Source organism: Mesorhizobium sp. M1348 (assembly GCF_040317925.1).
Lineage (GTDB): Bacteria > Pseudomonadota > Alphaproteobacteria > Rhizobiales > Rhizobiaceae > Mesorhizobium.
The window spans coordinates 23,153-41,169 of the sequence record NZ_JAMYLH010000016.1; the positions used below are offsets into that span (position 1 = coordinate 23,153).

Consider the following 18,017-nt stretch of genomic DNA (forward strand, 5'->3'; position numbering starts at 1 on the left):
CTTTTAGGGCTGTTCCCTGTCTAGAGATAGTGAACCACGAATCGTTCGGTAAGTGTTTGCGAATGCGCTTGCCTGAGAGGTCACTCTTCGATAATCGTTGCGCAAAACATTGGAATTGTCGCAGGAACCCGCAAAAATGCCGCTCGACAGGATTGATATCGCCATTCTCGAGACGTTGCAGAAGGACGGGCGGATACCCAACGCAGCGCTCGCCGAGAAGGTTGGCCTATCGCAGTCGGCCTGTTCGCGGCGGCTGGACAATCTGGAGAAATCCGGAACCATCCGCGGCTATCACGCCCGGCTGTCCAACGCTGCACTTGGGCACCAGATGACGGCGATCGTGCATATATCGCTGTCCGGGCAGTTCGAGAAGACGTTGTCGGATTTCGAGGCGGCGATAAAGCGCTGCCCGAACGTCCTGTCCTGCCATCTGATGTCGGGTGAATATGATTACATCCTGCGCATAGCGGCTAAGGATCTCGTCGACTACGAACGCATCCACAAGGAGTGGCTGTCGGCAATGCCGCATGTGACGAAGATCAATTCGTCCTTTGCCTTGCGCGAAATCGTCGATCGCACAGCCGTGGGAATGAAGCCTGAGCTCGCCTAGGCCCCGAACTCGCCTAGGTGTTGAATGCCTCGGTCACCACACGGTCCATCGGAATGTCGTGCGGCTGTGGGTAGATGGTGACGATGCGCTGCAGATCGTAGCCGACGCCGATGACCAGCGGTTTGAAGGGCATCGCGGCAAGCGTGCGATCGAAGAAGCCGCCGCCATAACCCAGGCGAAACTGCCCGGGATCGATGCCGACGATCGGCGAAATGACGATGTCGGGCAGCACCGGATCGCCCTCGGCCGGTATCGGGATATTCCAGACGCCCTTCTCCAGCCGGTCTCCGTGGGTATAGGCGCGAAAGACAAGCGGCCGGTCTTTCTCGACGACGACGGGCAACGCCGTGCGACCCCCCCGCGCGTTAACGGTCTCCATCCACGGGCGCAGGTCCGGCTCGCCGCGAAACGGCCAGTAGAGGCTGACCATGCGGCCAGCGATGTCGCCGATCACCGCGTCTAGCCCTTCGGCAATGCGCTGCGACATAGCTGCGCGCGTGTCGGCTGAAACGGCAAGGCGGGATACGATCAACCGCTCGCGCTCGGCCTTGCGCCAGCGCCTTACATCGGTCCAGTCGGATAGCGGCGCTTGGAACTCCGGATCGAGCTCGTGCATAAAACAAGGCGGCGAGGCGTATTGCGCTGAGCTTTCGTCTTCATTCCTAGCCATGCTTCACCTGCAATATACTGTTCCAACCAAGTCATATCTGGGACGTAAGCTATATCCGGGAATGAGCCTGCAGCATGCGTATTCACGACATCAAGAGACGAGTCCCAAGCAGTTGCAGCGCAGGTATTGCTGCACTGCACAACGATACTTACATCAGCCTTGGCGAGAGGGATGAGTGAGATGAACATAGCCAACCATCACGTCGTCGTCGTAGGCGCCGGCTTCGGCGGCCTCGAGTTCACCCGCGCACTTGCCGGCGCGCCGGTGCGCATCACCATGATCGACAGGCGCAATCACCATCTGTTTCAGCCGCTGCTCTACCAGGTCGCGACGACGGCGCTGGCCACCTCCGAAGTGGCTTGGCCGATCCGCCATCTCCTGCGCAAGCGCAATGACGTGACGACGCTGCTCGCCACCGTGACCGGAATCGACCGCGACGGCAAGCGCGTGCTGCTGCAGGACGGCGGCACGGTCGCTTACGACACTCTGGTGCTGGCCACCGGCGCGCGGCACGCCTATTTCGGCCATGACGAATGGGAGCCGTTCGCCCCGGGCCTGAAGACTCTGGAGGACGCCACCACCATTCGACGGCGTATTCTTTTGGCTTTCGAGCAGGCCGAGCGGGAAACCGATCCCGCTAAGCGCCAGGCATTGCTGACGCTGGCGGTCGTCGGCGGCGGGCCGACCGGCGTGGAACTGGCCGGCACCATTGCCGAACTGGCGCACGACACGCTGCGCGGCGAGTTCCGCAACATCGACACGCGGCAGACGCGTGTGGTGCTGATTGAGGCCGGCGACCGCGTCCTCTCGAATTTCGCTCCCGAACTCTCCGATTATGCAATGAAGGCGCTCGGACGGCTCGGCGTGACCGTCGAACTCGGCAGGGCAGTTACACGCTGCGATGCCGAGGGTGTCGTCTTCGGCGACACACATTTGCCGGCCAGGACAATTCTTTGGGCGGCGGGCGTCGCCGCTTCGCCGGCCGCCGAATGGCTCGGCACGGCAGCGGACCGCGCAGGCAGGGTGCTTGTCGAGCCCGACCTGAGTGTGCCGGGAAACCCGGAGATTTTCGTCGTCGGTGACGCAGCGCACGTCCTGCGGCCGGATGGCCGGCTGGTGCCGGGCGTCGCGCCCGCCGCCAAGCAGCAGGGACGGCACGTCGCCGCAACGATCAAGGCAAGGCTTGCCGGTGACGCGACACCGCGCCCTTTCAGCTACAGGCATGACGGCGATCTGGCGACGATCGGCAAGCGCGCCGCGGTCATTGATTTCGGCTGGATCAAGCTCACCGGCCGGCTTGCCTGGTGGCTGTGGGGCTTGGCACATATTTACTTCCTGATCGGCTTTCGTAACCGGCTTGCGGTTTCCCTGAGTTGGCTATGGATCTACTTCACCGGTCAGCGCAGCGCGCGGCTGATCACCCAGGGCGACGACGATAAGGGCTGATTGTTCGCCGCCGGACACTCATCGGCGCGTCACCTCCTCTTGATGGAATCGGCTTCTGGACTCGGCTGGATTTCGGCGCGAAGCTTTGCTTCGGGCAGGACTTGTCACGTCGTGGAAGAAAGAGAAAACGAATGTCTCAATTGCGCCACCTCGTCTCACGCCGCGATTTCCTCGCCGGCGTCGCCGCCAGCGGAGCGCTGATCATGCTGCACCCGTTCTCCGCCCGGGCTCAAGCCAATCAGGCGCATCTGAGGATTATGGAGACGACCGACATCCACGTGAACGTGCTGCCTTACGATTACTACGCCGACAAAGCTAACGACACGATGGGGCTGTCGCGAACGGCATCATTGATTGAAGCCGTGCGCAAGGAAGCAACCAACGCGATGCTGATCGATAATGGCGACCTTCTGCAAGGCAACCCGATGGGCGACTACATCGCCTACGAGAGGGGGATGAAGGATGGCGATCTGCATCCGGTCATGAAGGTCATGAACCTGCTCGGCTACGAATGCTCGACGCTCGGCAACCACGAGTTCAACTACGGCCTGTCGTTCATGGACAAGGTGCTGGCCGGTGCCAATTTCCCGTTTGTCTGCGCGAACCTGATCCGCGGCACGGAGCTTGCCGCGAACCCGCGCGACGACAAGCTCTATCTCAAGCCTTACGTCATCCTCGACAGGAAGATCAAGGACGGATCGGGCGCCGAGCAACCGATCAGGATCGGCATCATCGGCTTCGTGCCGCCGCAGATCATGGTCTGGGATCTGAAAAATCTCGAAGGCAGCGTCAAGACGCGCGACATCGTCGAGGCGGCCAAGGCGTGGGTGCCGCAGATGAAGGAAGAAGGCGCCGACATCGTCATTGCGCTCTCCCATTCCGGCATCGACGTGAAGCAAAGCGACCTGATGGAGAATGCCTCCTTCTTCGTTGCCGGTGTCGAAGGTATCGATGCGGTGTTCACCGGCCACCAGCATCTGGTCTTCCCTGGCAAGAAGGACTTTCAGTCGCTGGAAGCTGTCGATACGGCGAAGGGCACGTTGCAAGGCAAGCCCGCCGTCATGGCCGGCTTCTGGGGCTCGCATATGGGGCTGATCGATCTGTTGCTGGAGCGCGACGGATCGACGTGGAAAATCGTCTCGGCGACCTCTGAGGCCAGGCCTATCTTTGAGCGGGTCGACAAGACGAACAAGCCGACGGTCGCTGACGACCAGCGCATCGTCGACGCGCTCAAACAGGACCACGAGGCGACGCTTGCCTATGTGCGCCGGCCGGTCGGCAAAACCTCTGCGCCGCTCTATTCCTATTTTGCGCTGGTCGCCGACGATCCGTCGGTGCAGATCGTCAGCCAGGCGCAGACCTGGTACTTGAAGGACATCCTGAAGAACACCGAGTGGAAGGATATGCCGCTGCTGTCGGCAGCGGCACCGTTCAAGGCGGGAGGGCGCAACGGCGCCGACTATTACACCGACGTGCCGGTGGGTGATATCGCCATCAAGAACGTCGCCGATCTCTACCTCTATCCAAACACGGTGCGCGCCGTCGAAATCACCGGAGCAGAAGTGAAGGAATGGCTGGAAATGTCGGCCGGCATCTTCAACCGGATCGAACCGGGCATAGCCGACCAGGCGCTCATCGACTCCGACTTCCCATCCTATAATTTCGACGTGATCGACGGCGTCACCTACAAGATCGATCTGTCGCAGCCACCGAAATATGATTCGAAGGGTGGGCTGGTGAATGCCGGCTCGAACCGCATCATTGACTTGATATTCGACGGCAAACCAATTGATCCCAAGCGGAAATTCGTCGTCGCCACCAACAACTACCGTGCCGGCGGCGGGGGCAATTTCCCGGAGGTCAATGCCTCGAAGATCATCTACGAAGCGCCCGACACCAACCGCGACGTGATCGTGCGCTACATTATCAGTAAAGGAACCATCAACCCGTCGGCGGACGCCAACTGGTCGTTTGCGCCACTACCGGGAACCAGCGTCATGTTCGAGACCGGCGCCAAGGCGAAGGAGTTTATTGCGCAGGTGAAGTCGCTGAAGATCGAGCCGGCGGGCGAGGGCGAAGCAGGCTTTGCAAAATACCGCGTCACTCTTTGAGGCGAGGATTTGAGCGTCGGCTCGAAACTGTCTCAGCGCTAAGATACTGTCCCGATACGGCCAATCCGTTTGAGACAGGTGTCTCTTCAAGCAGGTGGTGCGAAACGCCGCTTGACGGCAGGCATGACCAGATCCAGCGCGTCCATCGAAATCCCACCGGAATAATCGTCCGGCAGTTGGTCGATCGAGGCGGGGTCGTCGAGGCCTTGTGAAAACTCGCCACCGGAATAGGGACCGAGCAGGTAGACGCGGCTGCCGACGCTGTCCATACGGTCGAGAAAACGATCGGGCCAGCCCCACATCCACTTCGCGACGTTGACGGGAATGAGCAAAGTGCCCTGGCGGCAGGCATGCGGAATGTAGCCACTCCAGCCGAGCGCAGCGTAGCGAAGAATGCAGCGCGTCAGGGATGCGCGGCTCAGCGTGTGCATATCCGGCAACGCTGCCTTCACTGCTTCTATAGGCCTGTCACCGCCATAGACCGTCAGATTGGCGCGCTCGGCCGGCGTCAATGTGGCGAGCCAGGCGGCCAGCATCTCGCCTTCCTTGGGATCGTTGCTTTTGATGTTGATATTGAAGCGCCGGTTCGGGAAGCGCTGTAAGACTTCATCTAGCGACGGCATCATGCCGACACTCTTGCCGCGAAACGGTAAGGTCTTGCCGCCATCGGCAGTGTAGCCATAACCGATATCGAGCGTCTTCAATTCGGACATTGCATGGCTGCGCGTTTCACCCTTGCCGTCGGTGCGACAATCCAGCGTCCAATCGTGGAAGACGGCGAACTTGCCGTCCGTAGTGGGATGGACATCGAGTTCGAGCGCGTCCGCATCGAGCGCGAAGGCGGCTTCCATCGAGGGTATCGTGTTTTCGAGGAAGGAATGGCGCAGCGTCAGCATGCGAGCATGCCGTGCATGTTTCCGATCCGAGGTACGGTCGAAATCCTGAGCCAGGCCGCGATGGGCAAGCACCGAAGGGGTGCCGCCCGGCCGGCTCGACAGCAGCGAGGTGTTGTTGAGCCAGATGCCGCCTGCAGCGACAAGAATTGCAACGAGGGAGATTGTCCGTTTGCGCATGATATGATTCCTGAAGCGGTCGTCGAAACCGACAGGGGTTATCTTTCCAAGGCGCCCTGCAGCGGTAGCGCCATTCTGGCCAGCAGGCAGCGCGGCATACAGACCAAAGGCCGCTAAAATTCGGGGGAGGGTCTCAGCAGGGCCGGAATCGCTATGGTTGCAACCACCCATATGCGCTAGTTTTAGTCATGCGTTATGTCATCGTCATCACGACCGTCACCTTTTTCCTGATCTGGGACGGCATTTACAACCAAGGCCGCTACCTCGACAGGACGGTGAGGGAGGTGACCCGCATCGTGCACTATGTAACCAGCATGGTGTAGTTTCTCTTCGTTGCCACGGTTCGCCGACGCGACAAACCTGCCGATTGACGGCACGCTCCCGCTGACACAAAAGAACGCCGGTCCAACGGTCGAGGAGGCTGGGTTGATCCGGCATATCGTTTTCTTCAGCGCACGGCATAAAGCGGATGTCGAGGCAGTGCGCACGGGTCTCCTGGCGCTTGGCAAGATACCTCATTCGCGTCATTTCGAGGTAACGCTCAACACCAAGGTCGACCCGCTCTCGGATGAGATTGATGTGGTCGTCTACGCCGAGTTCGAGGACGAAGCGGCGCTCGCCGCCTACAAGGCGCATCCGCTCTATGCAGAGACGACCAGCCGGGTCAAACCGCTGCGCGAATTGCGTTATTCGGCCGACATCGTTGCAAGTTGACGAGCTGCTGTCCCCTGCGCCCTGATGTGGTCTTGCCGCTGAGTCGCCGGCTAAGCCCTTGAACCATTTTCAGGAATGAGGCACACCGCGCGGGACATGACCGAGAACACCCCCGCAAGCCCTCATCCGCTCGATCACCTGGTGCTGCCGACCGCGAGCCTCGATGTTGCACGGGCGCGCTTGACCTTGCTCGGCTTTACCGTTGCGCCGACAGGTATCCACTCTTTCGGAACGGAAAACTGCTGTGTCTTCCTCCCCGACGGCACCTATCTCGAGCCGCTCGCGGTCGCCGACAGACAGGCCGTGGCAACGGCGATCGCGAACCGCAATGTCTTTGTCGCGCGTGATCGCACTTATCGCGAAGAAAACGGCGATGAAGGATTTTCTGCCGTGGCGCTGGGCACCGAAAGCGCCGCCGCGGACCACGCGCGCTACATGGAAGCCGGATTGTCGGCGGGAGACATGCTCAGCTTTTCGCGCGCCTTCACCGATGCGGCGGGAAAGAGCGACACCGCATCGTTCAAACTGGCCTTCGCGGCTACAGGCAAGGCAACGGACGCTTTTCTCTTCGCCTGCGAGCGGATCAATGCGCCGAACGTCGACCGCACTGCGTTGCAGGCTCACGCCAATGGCGCAACCGGCATTGTCGAAATCGTGGCAGTCAGTGGCGAACCCTTCGAACAACGCAATGTGATTTCGATCGCAGCCGGGATCAAGGCGCAGGGCGGCACTGTCTATGAGCTGCCGAATGCCGTCGTGACCGTTCTGGATCCTGCAGCCTATTCGGCACGCTTCGGCATTCCTGCCGGCGTGCCATCTGAACTCCGCTTTGCTGGGATCGTCTTTTCGATTTGGCACGGCGATGCCGTCGCCAAGCTGCTTGCAGCCAATTCCGTCGAACACCACATGCGCGGCGGTGATATCATCGTGCCGCCGGCGCCAGGCCAGGGCTCAGCCTTCATCTTCCGGGAGATCGCATGAACAAGCTCAATCCACTGATGCCAAATTCCTCCGTTGCGATCGGCAAGGTCATTTTCGGCAACGGTGCGCCCCTGTCGCTAATCGCCGGTCCATGCCAGCTGGAATCGCGGCAGCACGCTTTCGACATGGCCGGTGCGCTAAAGGAATTGACCGAAAGGCTCGGCATTGGGCTCGTCTACAAGACCAGCTACGACAAGGCCAATCGCACGTCTCTTGGCGGCACGCGCGGTGCGGGACTTGAAGCGGCAATGCCGATCTTCGACGACTTGCGCAAGAATTTTTCGCTGCCGATCCTGACCGACGTCCACACTGAGGAACAATGCGCGATCGTCGCTCCGCATGCCGATATCCTGCAGATTCCTGCCTTCCTTAGCCGGCAGACCGATTTGCTGATTGCTGCTGCAAGAACCGGCAAGGTGGTCAATGTGAAGAAGGGCCAATTCCTCGCGCCGTGGGACATGAAGAACGTCGTCGCCAAGATTATCGGCTCCGGCAACGCCAATGTCTTGGTCACCGAGCGCGGCGCATCCTTTGGCTACAACACCCTGGTGTCCGACATGCGGGCGCTGCCGATCATGGCCGAGATCGGCGCGCCGGTGATTTTCGATGCCACCCATTCCGTGCAGCAGCCGGGTGGGCAGGGCGGTTCGTCTGGAGGCGACCGGCGCTTTGTCGAGACGCTGGCGCGCGCGGCCGTCGCGGTTGGCGTCGCCGGCGTCTTCATCGAGACGCACCAGGACCCCGACAACGCGCCTTCCGACGGTCCCAACATGGTGCCGCTAAAGGATCTTCCCGCATTGCTTGAACGGCTGATGGCGTTCGATCGCATCGCCAAAAGCGTGGGTTGAACCAGCAGTTGCGCCACAGCAGCGCCGCCAAGAAAACTTTGAAGAATTTCGAACCCGCCTGGAACCTTAGCCCGCGGCCCTCATTGTCAAAATCTAATGTCAACGACGACGAGGAGCACACCATGACGACCCAGACGGGACACACCGAAGCCATCGCCGCTTCGCGGGTTATCGGCACATCGGTCTACAATACGGAAGGCACTCATATCGGCGACATCGAGGACGTCATGCTCGACAAATTGTCGAACGGAATCATGTTTGCCGTGATCGGTTTTGGCGGATTTCTCGGCATCGGCGAAAAATACCACGCCATTCCGTGGGCGAGCCTTGACTATGACGAGAACAAGGGCGGCTATGTCGTGCCGTTCACCAAAGACCAGCTGATGGCCGCTCCTTCCTATTCGATCAACGAGCTGACCGGCGCCGACGGCGAGGCCGCGCGTGACGCCTCATACAACTACTACAAGGTCGAGCCTTACTGGCACTGACTAAGTCTCCTGGAATCAAAAAAAGGCCCCCGGAAATCGGGGGCCTTTCGATGTGGGTGGCGGGATGCTACTGCGCAATCTGCAGGGCCGGCAAAGGCGACGATCCCTGCGGGGGTTGCTGATTGTCGCACGACGTCAGGAACGCAGCCGCAATCAGGAACAAACTCACAATACCGCTCAACTGGGACATGGCGAAACTCCTCCTGTTTCGCCCCGCGCGACAACAGCCATAGACCAGAAACCGGCATGCGGCGCATGACAAATGATGACAGCGCTTTGTGCTTCGTGAATCCCAAGAGCGGCAATGGGCGCGGGGCAATATTTGCAACTGCCCCGATTGCGTTTTGCGGCGCTTTGGCTAAGAGGTGCGCGACGCTTCAATCGATCAATCGGGGACATCGCAATGACGGCCATCATCGACATTGTCGGGCGTGAAATCCTGGACAGCCGCGGAAATCCGACCGTCGAGGTCGACGTCGTGCTCGAAGACGGCTCGATGGGTCGCGCCGCGGTGCCGTCCGGCGCCTCGACCGGCGCGCATGAGGCAGTCGAACTGCGCGATGGCGGCCCCCGCTATCTCGGCAAGGGCGTGCTGACAGCGGTCGAGGCGGTGAACGGCGAGCTGTTCGAGGCGATCGGCGGCATGGAGGCAGAGAATCAGATCCATATCGACCAGACCATGATCGAGCTCGATGGTACGGCCAACAAGAGCCGGCTCGGCGCCAATGCCATCCTCGGCGTGTCGCTGGCGGTGGCCAAGGCCGCGGCCGAAGCGGCCGGCCTACCGCTCTACCGTTATGTCGGCGGTACCAAGGCCCATGTGCTGCCGGTGCCTATGATGAACATCATCAATGGCGGCGCGCATGCCGACAACCCGATCGATTTCCAGGAATTCATGATCCTGCCGATCGGCGCGCCGACACTGCGCGACGGCGTGCGCTGGGGCTCGGAGATCTTTCATACGCTGCGAAAGAAGCTGAAGGACGCCGGCCACAACACCAATGTCGGCGACGAGGGCGGCTTTGCCCCCAACCTGAAGAGCGCGCCGGCCGCGCTCGACTTCATCATGGAATCGATCGAGCAGGCTGGCTTCAAGCCTGGCGAGGAGGTTGCACTAGGCCTCGACTGCGCGGCGACCGAATTCTTCAAGGATGGCAACTACGTCTATGAAGGCGAGAGGAAAACCCGCGACCCGAAGGCGCAGGCCAAATATCTGGCCAAACTCGCTGCCGACTACCCGATCATCACCATTGAGGACGGCCTGGCCGAGGATGACTGGGACGGTTGGAAAATGCTGACTGATCTCATCGGCAAGCAAACGCAGCTGGTTGGTGACGATCTGTTCGTCACCAACACGGCGCGGCTGCGCGACGGCATCCGCATGGGTGTCGCCAATTCGATTCTGGTCAAGGTCAACCAGATCGGCTCGCTTACCGAAACGCTCGACGCCGTCGAGACCGCGCACAAGGCCGGCTATACCGCGGTGATGTCGCACCGCTCGGGCGAGACCGAGGATTCGACCATCGCCGACCTCGCCGTTGCCACCAATTGCGGGCAGATCAAGACGGGCTCGCTGTCACGCTCGGATCGCATGGCCAAGTACAACCAGCTCATCCGCATCGAAGAGGAGCTCGGCAAGCAGGCGCGATATGCCGGCAAGTCGATCGTGAAAAGCTGATTTTCGAGAGAAAATCCGTGGCGGCGAGGGCGGGGACATTCCCGCCCTTTTTTGCTTCCTGGCTCCGAATCCAGCAATCCGTAACCGTCCATTAAGCACAATCGGGCGACAAAGGCGGCGTAGAGGATTCGGACCATGTGGACACGCCAGCATAAGCAAAGAAACACCGGCCGGCTGATCATCCCCTCGCTCTGCGTGGTGTTCCTGACTTATTTCGGCTTCCATGCCTATCATGGCGAGTTCGGCATCTATTCCAAGTATCAGCTCGAAGCTGAGACTGCCGAATTGCAGGGCAGGCTCGATGCCGTCAAGGCGCGCCGGATCGATCTAGAGCGCCGCGTTCAGCTGATGCATGAGGGCACGCTGGAGAAGGACATGCTGGACGAGCAGGCGCGCAAGGCGCTTAATCTGTCACACGCCGACGAGATCACCATCATGCTGCCGGCCGCAAGGTAACCTGATTTCAGTTAATCAGCGATATTTGCAATGATTTTAATTGCTTAGATGCATGACAGCCATGCGTTTTCGGCATGGCGAAAGCCTTCCCTGCATGTTAGCCTGCCTCAAATCGGTGGGAGAACTGATCTCCCTCGCTGTCCGCCAAGAGACGCCAACAGGGAGTGATGCATGGCCACCGCCACCAGAAAAGCGCCTGCCAAATCCAAATCAGACGGCAAAACGCCGGGCCTTTCCACCCCAAAGCCTGTTGAATTCACCAAGGACCAGGAGCTTGCCGCCTACCGGCACATGCTGCTCATCCGCCGCTTCGAGGAAAAGGCCGGCCAGCTTTACGGCATGGGCTTCATCGGCGGTTTCTGCCACCTCTACATCGGCCAGGAAGCGGTCGTTACCGGCATGAAGATGGCGCTGATCGATGGCGACCAGATGATCACCGCCTATCGCGACCATGGTCATATGCTGGCCATGGAGTTGTCGCCGCGCGGCGTCATGGCCGAACTGACCGGGCGCCGTAGCGGCCTGTCCAGAGGCAAGGGCGGCTCGATGCACATGTTCTCCAAGGAGAAGCATTTTTACGGCGGCCACGGCATCGTCGGCGCGCAAGTGTCGCTCGGCACCGGCATTGCCTTCGCCAACCGCTATCGCGGCAACAACAATGTGACGCTGACCTATTTCGGCGATGGCGCCGCGAACCAGGGCCAGGTCTACGAAAGCTTCAACATGGCCTCGCTGTGGAAGCTTCCGGTGATCTACATCATCGAGAACAACCGCTACGCCATGGGCACCTCGGTCTCGCGCTCGTCGGCCGAAACGGATTTTTCGCACCGCGGCGCCTCCTTCAAGATTCCAGGCATTCAGGTCGACGGCATGGATGTGCGCGCCGTAAAGGCAGCCGGCGACCTCGCCGCCGAATGGTGCCGCGCCGGCAACGGGCCGCTCATTCTCGAAATGCAGACCTATCGTTACCGCGGCCATTCGATGTCGGATCCGGCAAAATACCGCTCCAAGGAAGAAGTGCAGAAAATGCGCTCCGAACGTGACCCGATCGAGCAGGTCAAAGCGCGGCTGCTCGACAAAAAATGGGCAAGCGAGGACGAGCTCAAGGCCATCGACAAGGAAGTCCGCGACGTCGTCGCCGACGCCGCAGAATTTGCCCAGAACGACGCAGAGCCGGATCCGTCCGAGCTCTGGACCGATATCGTACTTTAACGAGAGGGCAAGGACATGCCGATCGAAATTCTCATGCCCGCCCTCTCGCCGACCATGGAAGAGGGTAATGTTTCCAAGTGGTTGAAGAAAGAGGGCGACAAGGTCGCGGCCGGTGACGCCATTGCCGAGATCGAGACCGACAAGGCAACGATGGAAGTCGAAGCCGTGGACGACGGCACGCTTGCCAAGATCGTGGTTCCTGCCGGCACTGAGGGTGTCAAGGTCAACACACTGATCGCTGTGCTGGCCGTCGATGGCGAAGACATCGACGAGGCAGGCGAAGGCATCGGCGAGGAGGCTGTTGAGGCGCAAGCAGCAGCGCCCGCTGCCGCTCCGGCCCCCGCGGCTGCGCCGACCAAGAGCGAAGCGGCAGCACCTGTTGCCGCCGCGCCCAAGCTGGAAATTGCCGCCGATCCGGACATCCCGGCCGGCACCGAAATGATCTCGACCACGGTGCGTGAAGCATTGCGCGACGCAATGGCTGAGGAAATGCGCCGCGACGGCGATGTCTTTGTCATGGGCGAGGAGGTTGCCGAGTACCAGGGCGCCTACAAGATCACGCAAGGCCTGTTGCAGGAATTCGGTCCGCGGCGCGTGGTCGACACGCCAATCACCGAGCACGGCTTTGCCGGCGTTGGTGTTGGCGCGGCGATGGCCGGCTTGAAGCCGATCGTCGAATTCATGACCTTCAACTTCGCCATGCAGGCGATCGACCAGATCATCAATTCGGCCGCCAAGACGCTCTATATGTCCGGCGGCCAGATGGGCGCCCCGATCGTCTTTCGCGGCCCGAACGGCGCGGCTGCCCGCGTCGCCGCGCAGCATTCGCAATGCTATGCCGCCTGGTACAGCCATATTCCCGGCCTGAAGGTGGTGATGCCTTATACCGCCGCCGACGCCAAGGGTCTGCTTAAGGCGGCGATCCGCGACCCGAACCCGGTCATCTTCCTCGAAAACGAAATCCTTTACGGCCACTCCTTCGACGTGCCGAAGATGGATGATTTCGTGTTGCCGATCGGCAAGGCGCGCATTCACAAATCCGGCAAGGACGTGACCATCGTCTCGTTCGGCATCGGCATGACCTACGCGATCAAGGCCGAGGCGGAGTTGCGCGGCATGGGCATCGACGCCGAGATCATCGACTTGCGCACCATCCGCCCGCTCGACTTCGACACGATCATCGCCTCGGTCAAAAAGACCAATCGCCTGGTGGTGGTCGAGGAAGGCTTTCCGCAGAACTCGGTCGGCGACCATATCGCCAATCAGGTTTCGCAGCGCGCCTTCGATTTCCTCGACGCACCGGTCATCACCATTGCCGGCAAGGACGTGCCGATGCCCTATGCGGCGAACCTCGAAAAGCTGGCGCTGCCCAATGTCGGCGAGGTCGTCGAGGCGGTCAAAGCCGTCACGTATCGCTGAGCAGGGTGGGAGGACAAAATGCCAATCAACATCACCATGCCGGCGCTTTCGCCTACGATGGAAGAAGGCAACCTTTCCAAGTGGCTCGTCAAGGAAGGCGACAAGGTTTCGCCGGGCGACGTGATTGCCGAGATCGAGACCGACAAGGCAACGATGGAAGTCGAAGCCGTCGACGAAGGTACGGTTGCCAAGCTGGTGGTTCCGGCCGGCACTGAAGGCGTCAAGGTCAATGCGCTGATCGCGGTGCTGGCGGCCGAGGGGGAGGATGCGGCGGCCGCCGCGAAAAGCGGTGACGGTGCTGCGCCGGCAAAGGCTGAGGCTCCGAAAGCGGACGCCTCCAAAGCTGAAACACCAAAGCCCGAAGCGCCGAAGCAGGAGCCTGCTTTACCTAAGGCGGAAGCGGCGCCGGTCGCCAACGGCCATGCAAACGGTGAGCGCATCTTCGCCTCGCCGCTGGCCCGGCGCATTGCCAGCGAAGCCGGTATAGATGTCGCGGCGCTGACCGGCTCCGGCCCCCACGGCCGCGTGGTAAAGGCCGATGTCGATGCCGCAATTTCCAGTGGCGGCGCCAAGACGGCACCAGCAGCAAAAGCGGCGCCCGCCGGCGCTCCGGCATCTGCGGCCACGGCACCCAAGGCGATGTCGGACGAGCAGGTGCTCAAACTATTTGCCGAAGGCTCCTACGAGCTTGTCCCGCACGACAATATGCGCAAGACCATCGCGCGCCGGCTGGTCGAGGCCAAGACCACCATTCCGCATTTCTATCTGACGCTCGACTGCGAGCTCGACGCACTTCTGGCGCTGCGCACGCAGATCAATGCGGCCGCCCCGGTGAAGAAGACTGAGAAAGGCGAAACGCCGGCCTACAAGCTTTCCGTCAATGACATGGTCATCAAGGCTCTGGCCCTGGCGCTGATGGCGGTGCCGGATGCCAATGCGTCGTGGACAGAAAACGCCATGGTCAAGCACAAGCACGCCGATGTCGGCGTTGCCGTGTCGATCCCCGGCGGCCTGATCACCCCGATCATCCGGCGTGCCGACGAAAAGACGCTGTCCGTCATCTCCAACGAGATGAAGGACCTTGCCGGCCGCGCCCGCAGCCGCAAGCTGAAACCGGAAGAATATCAGGGCGGCACCACGGCGGTGTCCAATCTCGGCATGTTCGGCGTCAAGGATTTTTCTGCCGTCATCAACCCGCCGCATGCGACGATCCTGGCGGTTGGCGCCGGCGAGCAACGCGCAGTGGTGAAGAACGGCGAGATCAAGATCGCGACAATCATGTCGGTAACGCTGTCGACCGATCACCGCGCAGTCGACGGTGCGCTCGGCGCCGAGCTGCTCGTCGCCTTCAAGCGTATGATCGAAAATCCAATGGGCATGCTGGTCTAAGAGAAGGGGACAGGGCGGTGCGGAAATTCTTCACCAGCCTTTTTGCCTTCTTCCTTTCCGGTTTGGCCGGCGGATTGGTGGTGCAGTGGCTCGCCGTCGCCACCAATGCCGACGTGGAGTACATCCTTGTATTCATGATCTCGGCTCTCGTCACCATCTTCGCGACGCTCGCATTCTTCATCGCACAATTCATGTCGGATCCACGACGGGCAACAAAACTGACGGCGATCATAGGGGTAGCATTTTTTGTGCTCATTGGAGTTGCTCTGATCGGCTGGACTTTCTCCCAGCCGCCGGGCAACCGCCAGTGGTCGAGCGATCTTCCTATCGTCGCCGGTCTCGTCCTGCCGGGCATCGCTACGGTTCTGGTCCAGTGGCTTTTTGTGCGCTGGCGATTGGGGCGCTCGCAACCAGGTTTCGGCGGGGCAGCCACATGAAGACGGTCCTCTGCTACGGCGATTCGCTTACCTGGGGCTATGACGCGGCAAACCTCGGCCGGCATCCGCTGGAAGATCGCTGGCCGAGCGTGATGCAGGCGGCATTGGGCAGCGGCGTCGAGGTCATCGCCGAAGGCCTGAATGGCCGAACCACCGCCTTCGACGATCACTTGGCCGGGGCGGACCGCAATGGCGCAAGGCTGTTGCCAACAATCCTGACGACGCATGCGCCGATCGATTTGATCATCATCATGCTCGGCGCCAACGATATGAAGCCGTGGATTCACGGCAATCCGGTCGCGGCCAAGCAAGGCATGCAACGCCTGATCGATATCGTGCTCGGCCACGATTACCCGTTCGATTGGCCGGCGCCGCAGATCCTGATCGTCGCACCGCCCGTAGTCAGCCGCACGGAGAATGCCGAATTCAAGGAAATGTTCGCCGGCGGCGATGAGGCCTCGCTGCGATTGGCGGCGCAGTATTCCGCCCTTGCCGACGAAGCCGGCTGCGGCTTCTTCGATGCCGGCTCGGTGGCCAAAACGACGCCGCTCGACGGCGTCCATCTCGACGCGGAAAATACGCGGAACATCGGGCACGCGCTGGCGCCGCTCGTGCGCCTCATGCTGGAATTGTGAAGGAGAAAGCCGTGGCTGAGAACTACGACGTCATCATCATCGGCTCCGGCCCCGGCGGCTATGTCACGGCCGTGCGCTCCGCTCAGCTCGGCTTCAAGACGGCGATCGTCGAGCGCGAGCACCTTGGCGGCATCTGCCTCAACTGGGGCTGCATTCCGACCAAGGCGCTGCTGCGCTCGGCCGAGATCATGCACTATTCGGATCATCTGAAGGACTACGGCCTGAAGATCGATGGCAAGATCAGCGTCGACACAGCCGCCGTCGTCGATCGCTCGCGAAAGGTCTCGCTGCGGCTCAACGGCGGCGTCGGCTTCCTGATGAAGAAGAACAAGGTCGACGTCATCTGGGGCGAAGCCAAACTGACGAAACCCGGCGAAATCGTCGTGTCGAAATCGTCGAAGAAGCCGATGGAGCCGCAGCCGCCGGCGCCCAAGGGTGTCAAGGGCGAGGGCACCTACAGCGCCAAGCACATCATCCTGGCGACCGGCGCCAGGCCGCGGGCGCTGCCCGGCATCGAGCCGGACGGCAAGCTGATCTGGACCTATTTCGAGGCGATGGTGCCAAAAGAGATGCCGAAATCGCTGCTGGTGATGGGCTCTGGCGCCATCGGCATCGAGTTCGCCTCTTTCTACCGCACCATGGGCGCGGAGGTGACGGTGGTCGAACTGCTGCCGGCAGTGATGCCGGTCGAGGACGCCGAAGTCTCGAAATTCGCGCAAAAGCAGTTCGAAAAGCAAGGCATGAAGATCATCCTAGAAGCCAAGGTGACCAAGGTCGAGAAGGGCACTAACTCGGTCACCGCGCATGTCGAGATGAAGGACGGCAAGGTCGAGAAGATCACCGCCGATCGGATGATCTCGGCCGTCGGCGTACAGGGCAATATCGAGAATCTCGGCCTCGAGACGCTCGGCGTGAAGACGGAACGCGGTTGCGTCGTCGTCGACGGCTACGGCAAGACCAACGTGCCCGGCATCTATGCCATCGGTGACGTCGCCGGACCGCCGATGCTCGCCCACAAGGCCGAGCACGAGGGCGTGGTGTGCGTGGAAAAGATCGCCAATTTCCCCGGCGTGCATGCCACCGACAAGCTGAAGATCCCGGGCTGCACCTATTGCAATCCGCAAGTCGCCTCGGTCGGACTGACGGAAGCCAAAGCGAAAGCCGACGGCAAGGACATCCGCGTCGGCCGCTTCCAGTTCGCGGCAAACGGCAAGGCGATTGCGCTCGGCGAGGACCAAGGCTTCGTCAAGACCATTTTCGACAAGAAGACCGGCCAGTTGCTGGGTGCCCACATGGTTGGCGCAGAAGTAACCGAACTGATCCAGGGCTTCGTCGTGGCGATGAACCTGGAGACCACCGAGGAAGAGCTGATGCACACGATCTTCCCGCACCCGACGCTGTCGGAGATGATGAAGGAGAGTGTACTCGACGCCTATGGTCGCGCGCTGAATGCATGATAAATTAGTTGGGCGAGTCTCACACGAAAGACACAAAGGAACTCGACGGCAGAGCAATTCGTTTCGCACGCATCATCCATCATACAAGGAGAGGGCATATGGAAATGAACGGCGTGGGCTGGGTAGCAGCCATCATCATCGGTGGCCTGGCGGGGTGGCTCGCCGAGATGGTCATGAAGAGCAATACCGGCATCCTCATGAACATCATTCTCGGCATTGTCGGCGCAATCGTGTTGAACGCCATCTTGCAGGCCCTGAACATCGGCATCTTCGGTGTCGGCTGGATCGCCTATCTGATCACCGGCTTCATCGGCGCCTGCATTCTGATTGCGGTTGGACGACTGGTGCGCCGCTAACCTCTGTCGGCACTTGCTATGCGAAAAAGGCCACCGC

Annotated in this window: 20 protein-coding genes; 17 read left to right on the plus strand and 3 right to left on the minus strand. The window is 60.9% G+C overall.

Annotation, left to right across the window (positions count from 1 at the left end; genetic code table 11):
- Positions 1-136: 136 nt before the first annotated feature.
- Positions 137-610: an Lrp/AsnC family transcriptional regulator gene (locus NKH13_RS23320; protein WP_023675099.1), complete on the plus strand. Its 474-nt coding sequence runs from the start codon at positions 137-139 to the stop codon at positions 608-610.
- 13 nt (positions 611-623) lie between these two features.
- On the opposite strand, the gene NKH13_RS23325 is transcribed toward NKH13_RS23320, so the two are convergent.
- On the minus strand, positions 624-1,280 hold the full coding sequence (locus NKH13_RS23325; RefSeq protein WP_352719514.1) for a 5-formyltetrahydrofolate cyclo-ligase: 657 nt from the start codon (positions 1,278-1,280) through the stop codon (positions 624-626).
- A 180-nt stretch (positions 1,281-1,460) separates the two neighbouring features.
- On the opposite strand from NKH13_RS23325, the gene NKH13_RS23330 reads away from it, so the two are divergent.
- Both NKH13_RS23330 and NKH13_RS23335 read left to right on the plus strand, forming a co-directional pair.
- On the plus strand, positions 1,461-2,726 hold the full coding sequence (locus NKH13_RS23330; protein ID WP_352719530.1) for an NAD(P)/FAD-dependent oxidoreductase: 1,266 nt from the start codon (positions 1,461-1,463) through the stop codon (positions 2,724-2,726).
- A 131-nt stretch (positions 2,727-2,857) separates the two neighbouring features.
- Complete coding sequence (locus NKH13_RS23335; protein ID WP_352914678.1) at positions 2,858-4,837, plus strand: bifunctional 2',3'-cyclic-nucleotide 2'-phosphodiesterase/3'-nucleotidase; 1,980 nt, start codon at positions 2,858-2,860, stop codon at positions 4,835-4,837.
- An 86-nt stretch (positions 4,838-4,923) separates the two neighbouring features.
- Here NKH13_RS23335 and NKH13_RS23340 read toward each other — a convergent pair whose 3' ends face one another.
- Positions 4,924-5,913 (minus strand): glycerophosphodiester phosphodiesterase family protein, encoded by a 990-nt coding sequence (locus tag NKH13_RS23340; protein WP_502909231.1) that lies wholly within the window; start codon positions 5,911-5,913, stop codon positions 4,924-4,926.
- 185 nt (positions 5,914-6,098) lie between these two features.
- Between NKH13_RS23340 and NKH13_RS23345 the strand changes: the two genes are divergently transcribed.
- The 5 genes from NKH13_RS23345 (at position 6,099) to NKH13_RS23365 (ending at position 8,941) form a co-directional block, all read left to right on the plus strand.
- Positions 6,099-6,233: a hypothetical protein gene (locus NKH13_RS23345; protein ID WP_292655342.1), complete on the plus strand. Its 135-nt coding sequence runs from the start codon at positions 6,099-6,101 to the stop codon at positions 6,231-6,233.
- A gap of 103 nt (positions 6,234-6,336) precedes the next feature.
- Positions 6,337-6,624 carry a Dabb family protein gene (locus NKH13_RS23350; RefSeq protein ID WP_254817185.1) on the plus strand — a complete coding sequence of 96 codons (288 nt, stop codon included), beginning with the start codon at positions 6,337-6,339 and terminating at the stop codon, positions 6,622-6,624.
- 96 nt (positions 6,625-6,720) lie between these two features.
- The gene (locus NKH13_RS23355) at positions 6,721-7,605 is read left to right on the plus strand and encodes a VOC family protein (protein ID WP_352719509.1); all 885 of its coding nucleotides are present in this window, start codon (positions 6,721-6,723) and stop codon (positions 7,603-7,605) included.
- Positions 7,602-8,453 carry a 3-deoxy-8-phosphooctulonate synthase gene (kdsA, locus tag NKH13_RS23360; RefSeq protein ID WP_352719508.1) on the plus strand — a complete coding sequence of 284 codons (852 nt, stop codon included), beginning with the start codon at positions 7,602-7,604 and terminating at the stop codon, positions 8,451-8,453. The genes NKH13_RS23355 and kdsA overlap by 4 nt, the downstream gene beginning before the upstream one ends.
- Before the next feature lie 122 nt (positions 8,454-8,575).
- Positions 8,576-8,941: a PRC-barrel domain-containing protein gene (locus NKH13_RS23365; protein ID WP_023675091.1), complete on the plus strand. Its 366-nt coding sequence runs from the start codon at positions 8,576-8,578 to the stop codon at positions 8,939-8,941.
- Positions 8,942-9,008: 67 nt separating this feature from the next.
- Here the strand turns inward: NKH13_RS23365 and NKH13_RS23370 are convergent, their stop codons facing one another.
- Positions 9,009-9,131: a hypothetical protein gene (locus NKH13_RS23370; RefSeq protein ID WP_084642452.1), complete on the minus strand. Its 123-nt coding sequence runs from the start codon at positions 9,129-9,131 to the stop codon at positions 9,009-9,011.
- 213 nt (positions 9,132-9,344) lie between these two features.
- Here NKH13_RS23370 and eno point away from each other — a divergent pair, with 213 nt between their 5' ends.
- The 9 genes from eno to NKH13_RS23415 all read left to right on the plus strand — a co-directional run bounded on the left by eno (position 9,345) and on the right by NKH13_RS23415 (position 17,980).
- Positions 9,345-10,619, plus strand: coding sequence for a phosphopyruvate hydratase (eno, locus tag NKH13_RS23375; RefSeq protein ID WP_352719507.1), 1,275 nt, complete (start codon positions 9,345-9,347; stop codon positions 10,617-10,619).
- 135 nt (positions 10,620-10,754) lie between these two features.
- Positions 10,755-11,075 carry an FtsB family cell division protein gene (locus tag NKH13_RS23380; protein WP_352719506.1) on the plus strand — a complete coding sequence of 107 codons (321 nt, stop codon included), beginning with the start codon at positions 10,755-10,757 and terminating at the stop codon, positions 11,073-11,075.
- 171 nt (positions 11,076-11,246) lie between these two features.
- Positions 11,247-12,287 carry a pyruvate dehydrogenase (acetyl-transferring) E1 component subunit alpha gene (gene pdhA, locus NKH13_RS23385; RefSeq protein ID WP_352507419.1) on the plus strand — a complete coding sequence of 347 codons (1,041 nt, stop codon included), beginning with the start codon at positions 11,247-11,249 and terminating at the stop codon, positions 12,285-12,287.
- Between the two features lie 15 nt (positions 12,288-12,302).
- Positions 12,303-13,706, plus strand: a complete 1,404-nt coding sequence (locus tag NKH13_RS23390) for a pyruvate dehydrogenase complex E1 component subunit beta (RefSeq protein WP_352466155.1) — start codon at positions 12,303-12,305, stop codon at positions 13,704-13,706.
- Positions 13,707-13,724: 18 nt separating this feature from the next.
- Positions 13,725-15,095, plus strand: a complete 1,371-nt coding sequence (locus tag NKH13_RS23395) for a pyruvate dehydrogenase complex dihydrolipoamide acetyltransferase (protein WP_352466156.1) — start codon at positions 13,725-13,727, stop codon at positions 15,093-15,095.
- A gap of 17 nt (positions 15,096-15,112) precedes the next feature.
- The gene (locus tag NKH13_RS23400; RefSeq protein ID WP_352719505.1) at positions 15,113-15,532 is read left to right on the plus strand and encodes a hypothetical protein; all 420 of its coding nucleotides are present in this window, start codon (positions 15,113-15,115) and stop codon (positions 15,530-15,532) included.
- On the plus strand, positions 15,529-16,167 hold the full coding sequence (locus NKH13_RS23405; protein WP_352914683.1) for an SGNH/GDSL hydrolase family protein: 639 nt from the start codon (positions 15,529-15,531) through the stop codon (positions 16,165-16,167). The genes NKH13_RS23400 and NKH13_RS23405 overlap by 4 nt, the downstream gene beginning before the upstream one ends.
- 11 nt (positions 16,168-16,178) lie before the next feature.
- Complete coding sequence (lpdA, locus tag NKH13_RS23410; protein ID WP_352719503.1) at positions 16,179-17,624, plus strand: dihydrolipoyl dehydrogenase; 1,446 nt, start codon at positions 16,179-16,181, stop codon at positions 17,622-17,624.
- Positions 17,625-17,722: 98 nt separating this feature from the next.
- Positions 17,723-17,980 (plus strand): GlsB/YeaQ/YmgE family stress response membrane protein, encoded by a 258-nt coding sequence (locus NKH13_RS23415; RefSeq protein ID WP_292655302.1) that lies wholly within the window; start codon positions 17,723-17,725, stop codon positions 17,978-17,980.
- Positions 17,981-18,017: the final 37 nt, after the last annotated feature.

Excerpts from the sequence above, each read along its gene's own strand:
- NKH13_RS23320 (WP_023675099.1), top strand. The coding sequence starts at position 137 with ATGCCGCTCGACAGGATTGATATCGCCATTCTCGAGACGTTGCAGAAG.
- NKH13_RS23325 (WP_352719514.1), bottom strand. The coding sequence starts at position 1,280 with ATGGCTAGGAATGAAGACGAAAGCTCAGCGCAATACGCCTCGCCGCCT.
- NKH13_RS23330 (WP_352719530.1), top strand. The coding sequence starts at position 1,461 with ATGAACATAGCCAACCATCACGTCGTCGTCGTAGGCGCCGGCTTCGGC.
- NKH13_RS23335 (WP_352914678.1), top strand. The coding sequence starts at position 2,858 with ATGTCTCAATTGCGCCACCTCGTCTCACGCCGCGATTTCCTCGCCGGC.
- NKH13_RS23345 (WP_292655342.1), top strand. The coding sequence starts at position 6,099 with ATGCGTTATGTCATCGTCATCACGACCGTCACCTTTTTCCTGATCTGG.
- NKH13_RS23355 (WP_352719509.1), top strand. The coding sequence starts at position 6,721 with ATGACCGAGAACACCCCCGCAAGCCCTCATCCGCTCGATCACCTGGTG.
- kdsA (WP_352719508.1), top strand. The coding sequence starts at position 7,602 with ATGAACAAGCTCAATCCACTGATGCCAAATTCCTCCGTTGCGATCGGC.
- NKH13_RS23365 (WP_023675091.1), top strand. The coding sequence starts at position 8,576 with ATGACGACCCAGACGGGACACACCGAAGCCATCGCCGCTTCGCGGGTT.
- NKH13_RS23370 (WP_084642452.1), bottom strand. The coding sequence starts at position 9,131 with ATGTCCCAGTTGAGCGGTATTGTGAGTTTGTTCCTGATTGCGGCTGCG.
- eno (WP_352719507.1), top strand. The coding sequence starts at position 9,345 with ATGACGGCCATCATCGACATTGTCGGGCGTGAAATCCTGGACAGCCGC.
- NKH13_RS23380 (WP_352719506.1), top strand. The coding sequence starts at position 10,755 with ATGTGGACACGCCAGCATAAGCAAAGAAACACCGGCCGGCTGATCATC.
- pdhA (WP_352507419.1), top strand. The coding sequence starts at position 11,247 with ATGGCCACCGCCACCAGAAAAGCGCCTGCCAAATCCAAATCAGACGGC.
- NKH13_RS23390 (WP_352466155.1), top strand. The coding sequence starts at position 12,303 with ATGCCGATCGAAATTCTCATGCCCGCCCTCTCGCCGACCATGGAAGAG.
- NKH13_RS23395 (WP_352466156.1), top strand. The coding sequence starts at position 13,725 with ATGCCAATCAACATCACCATGCCGGCGCTTTCGCCTACGATGGAAGAA.
- NKH13_RS23405 (WP_352914683.1), top strand. The coding sequence starts at position 15,529 with ATGAAGACGGTCCTCTGCTACGGCGATTCGCTTACCTGGGGCTATGAC.
- NKH13_RS23415 (WP_292655302.1), top strand. The coding sequence starts at position 17,723 with ATGGAAATGAACGGCGTGGGCTGGGTAGCAGCCATCATCATCGGTGGC.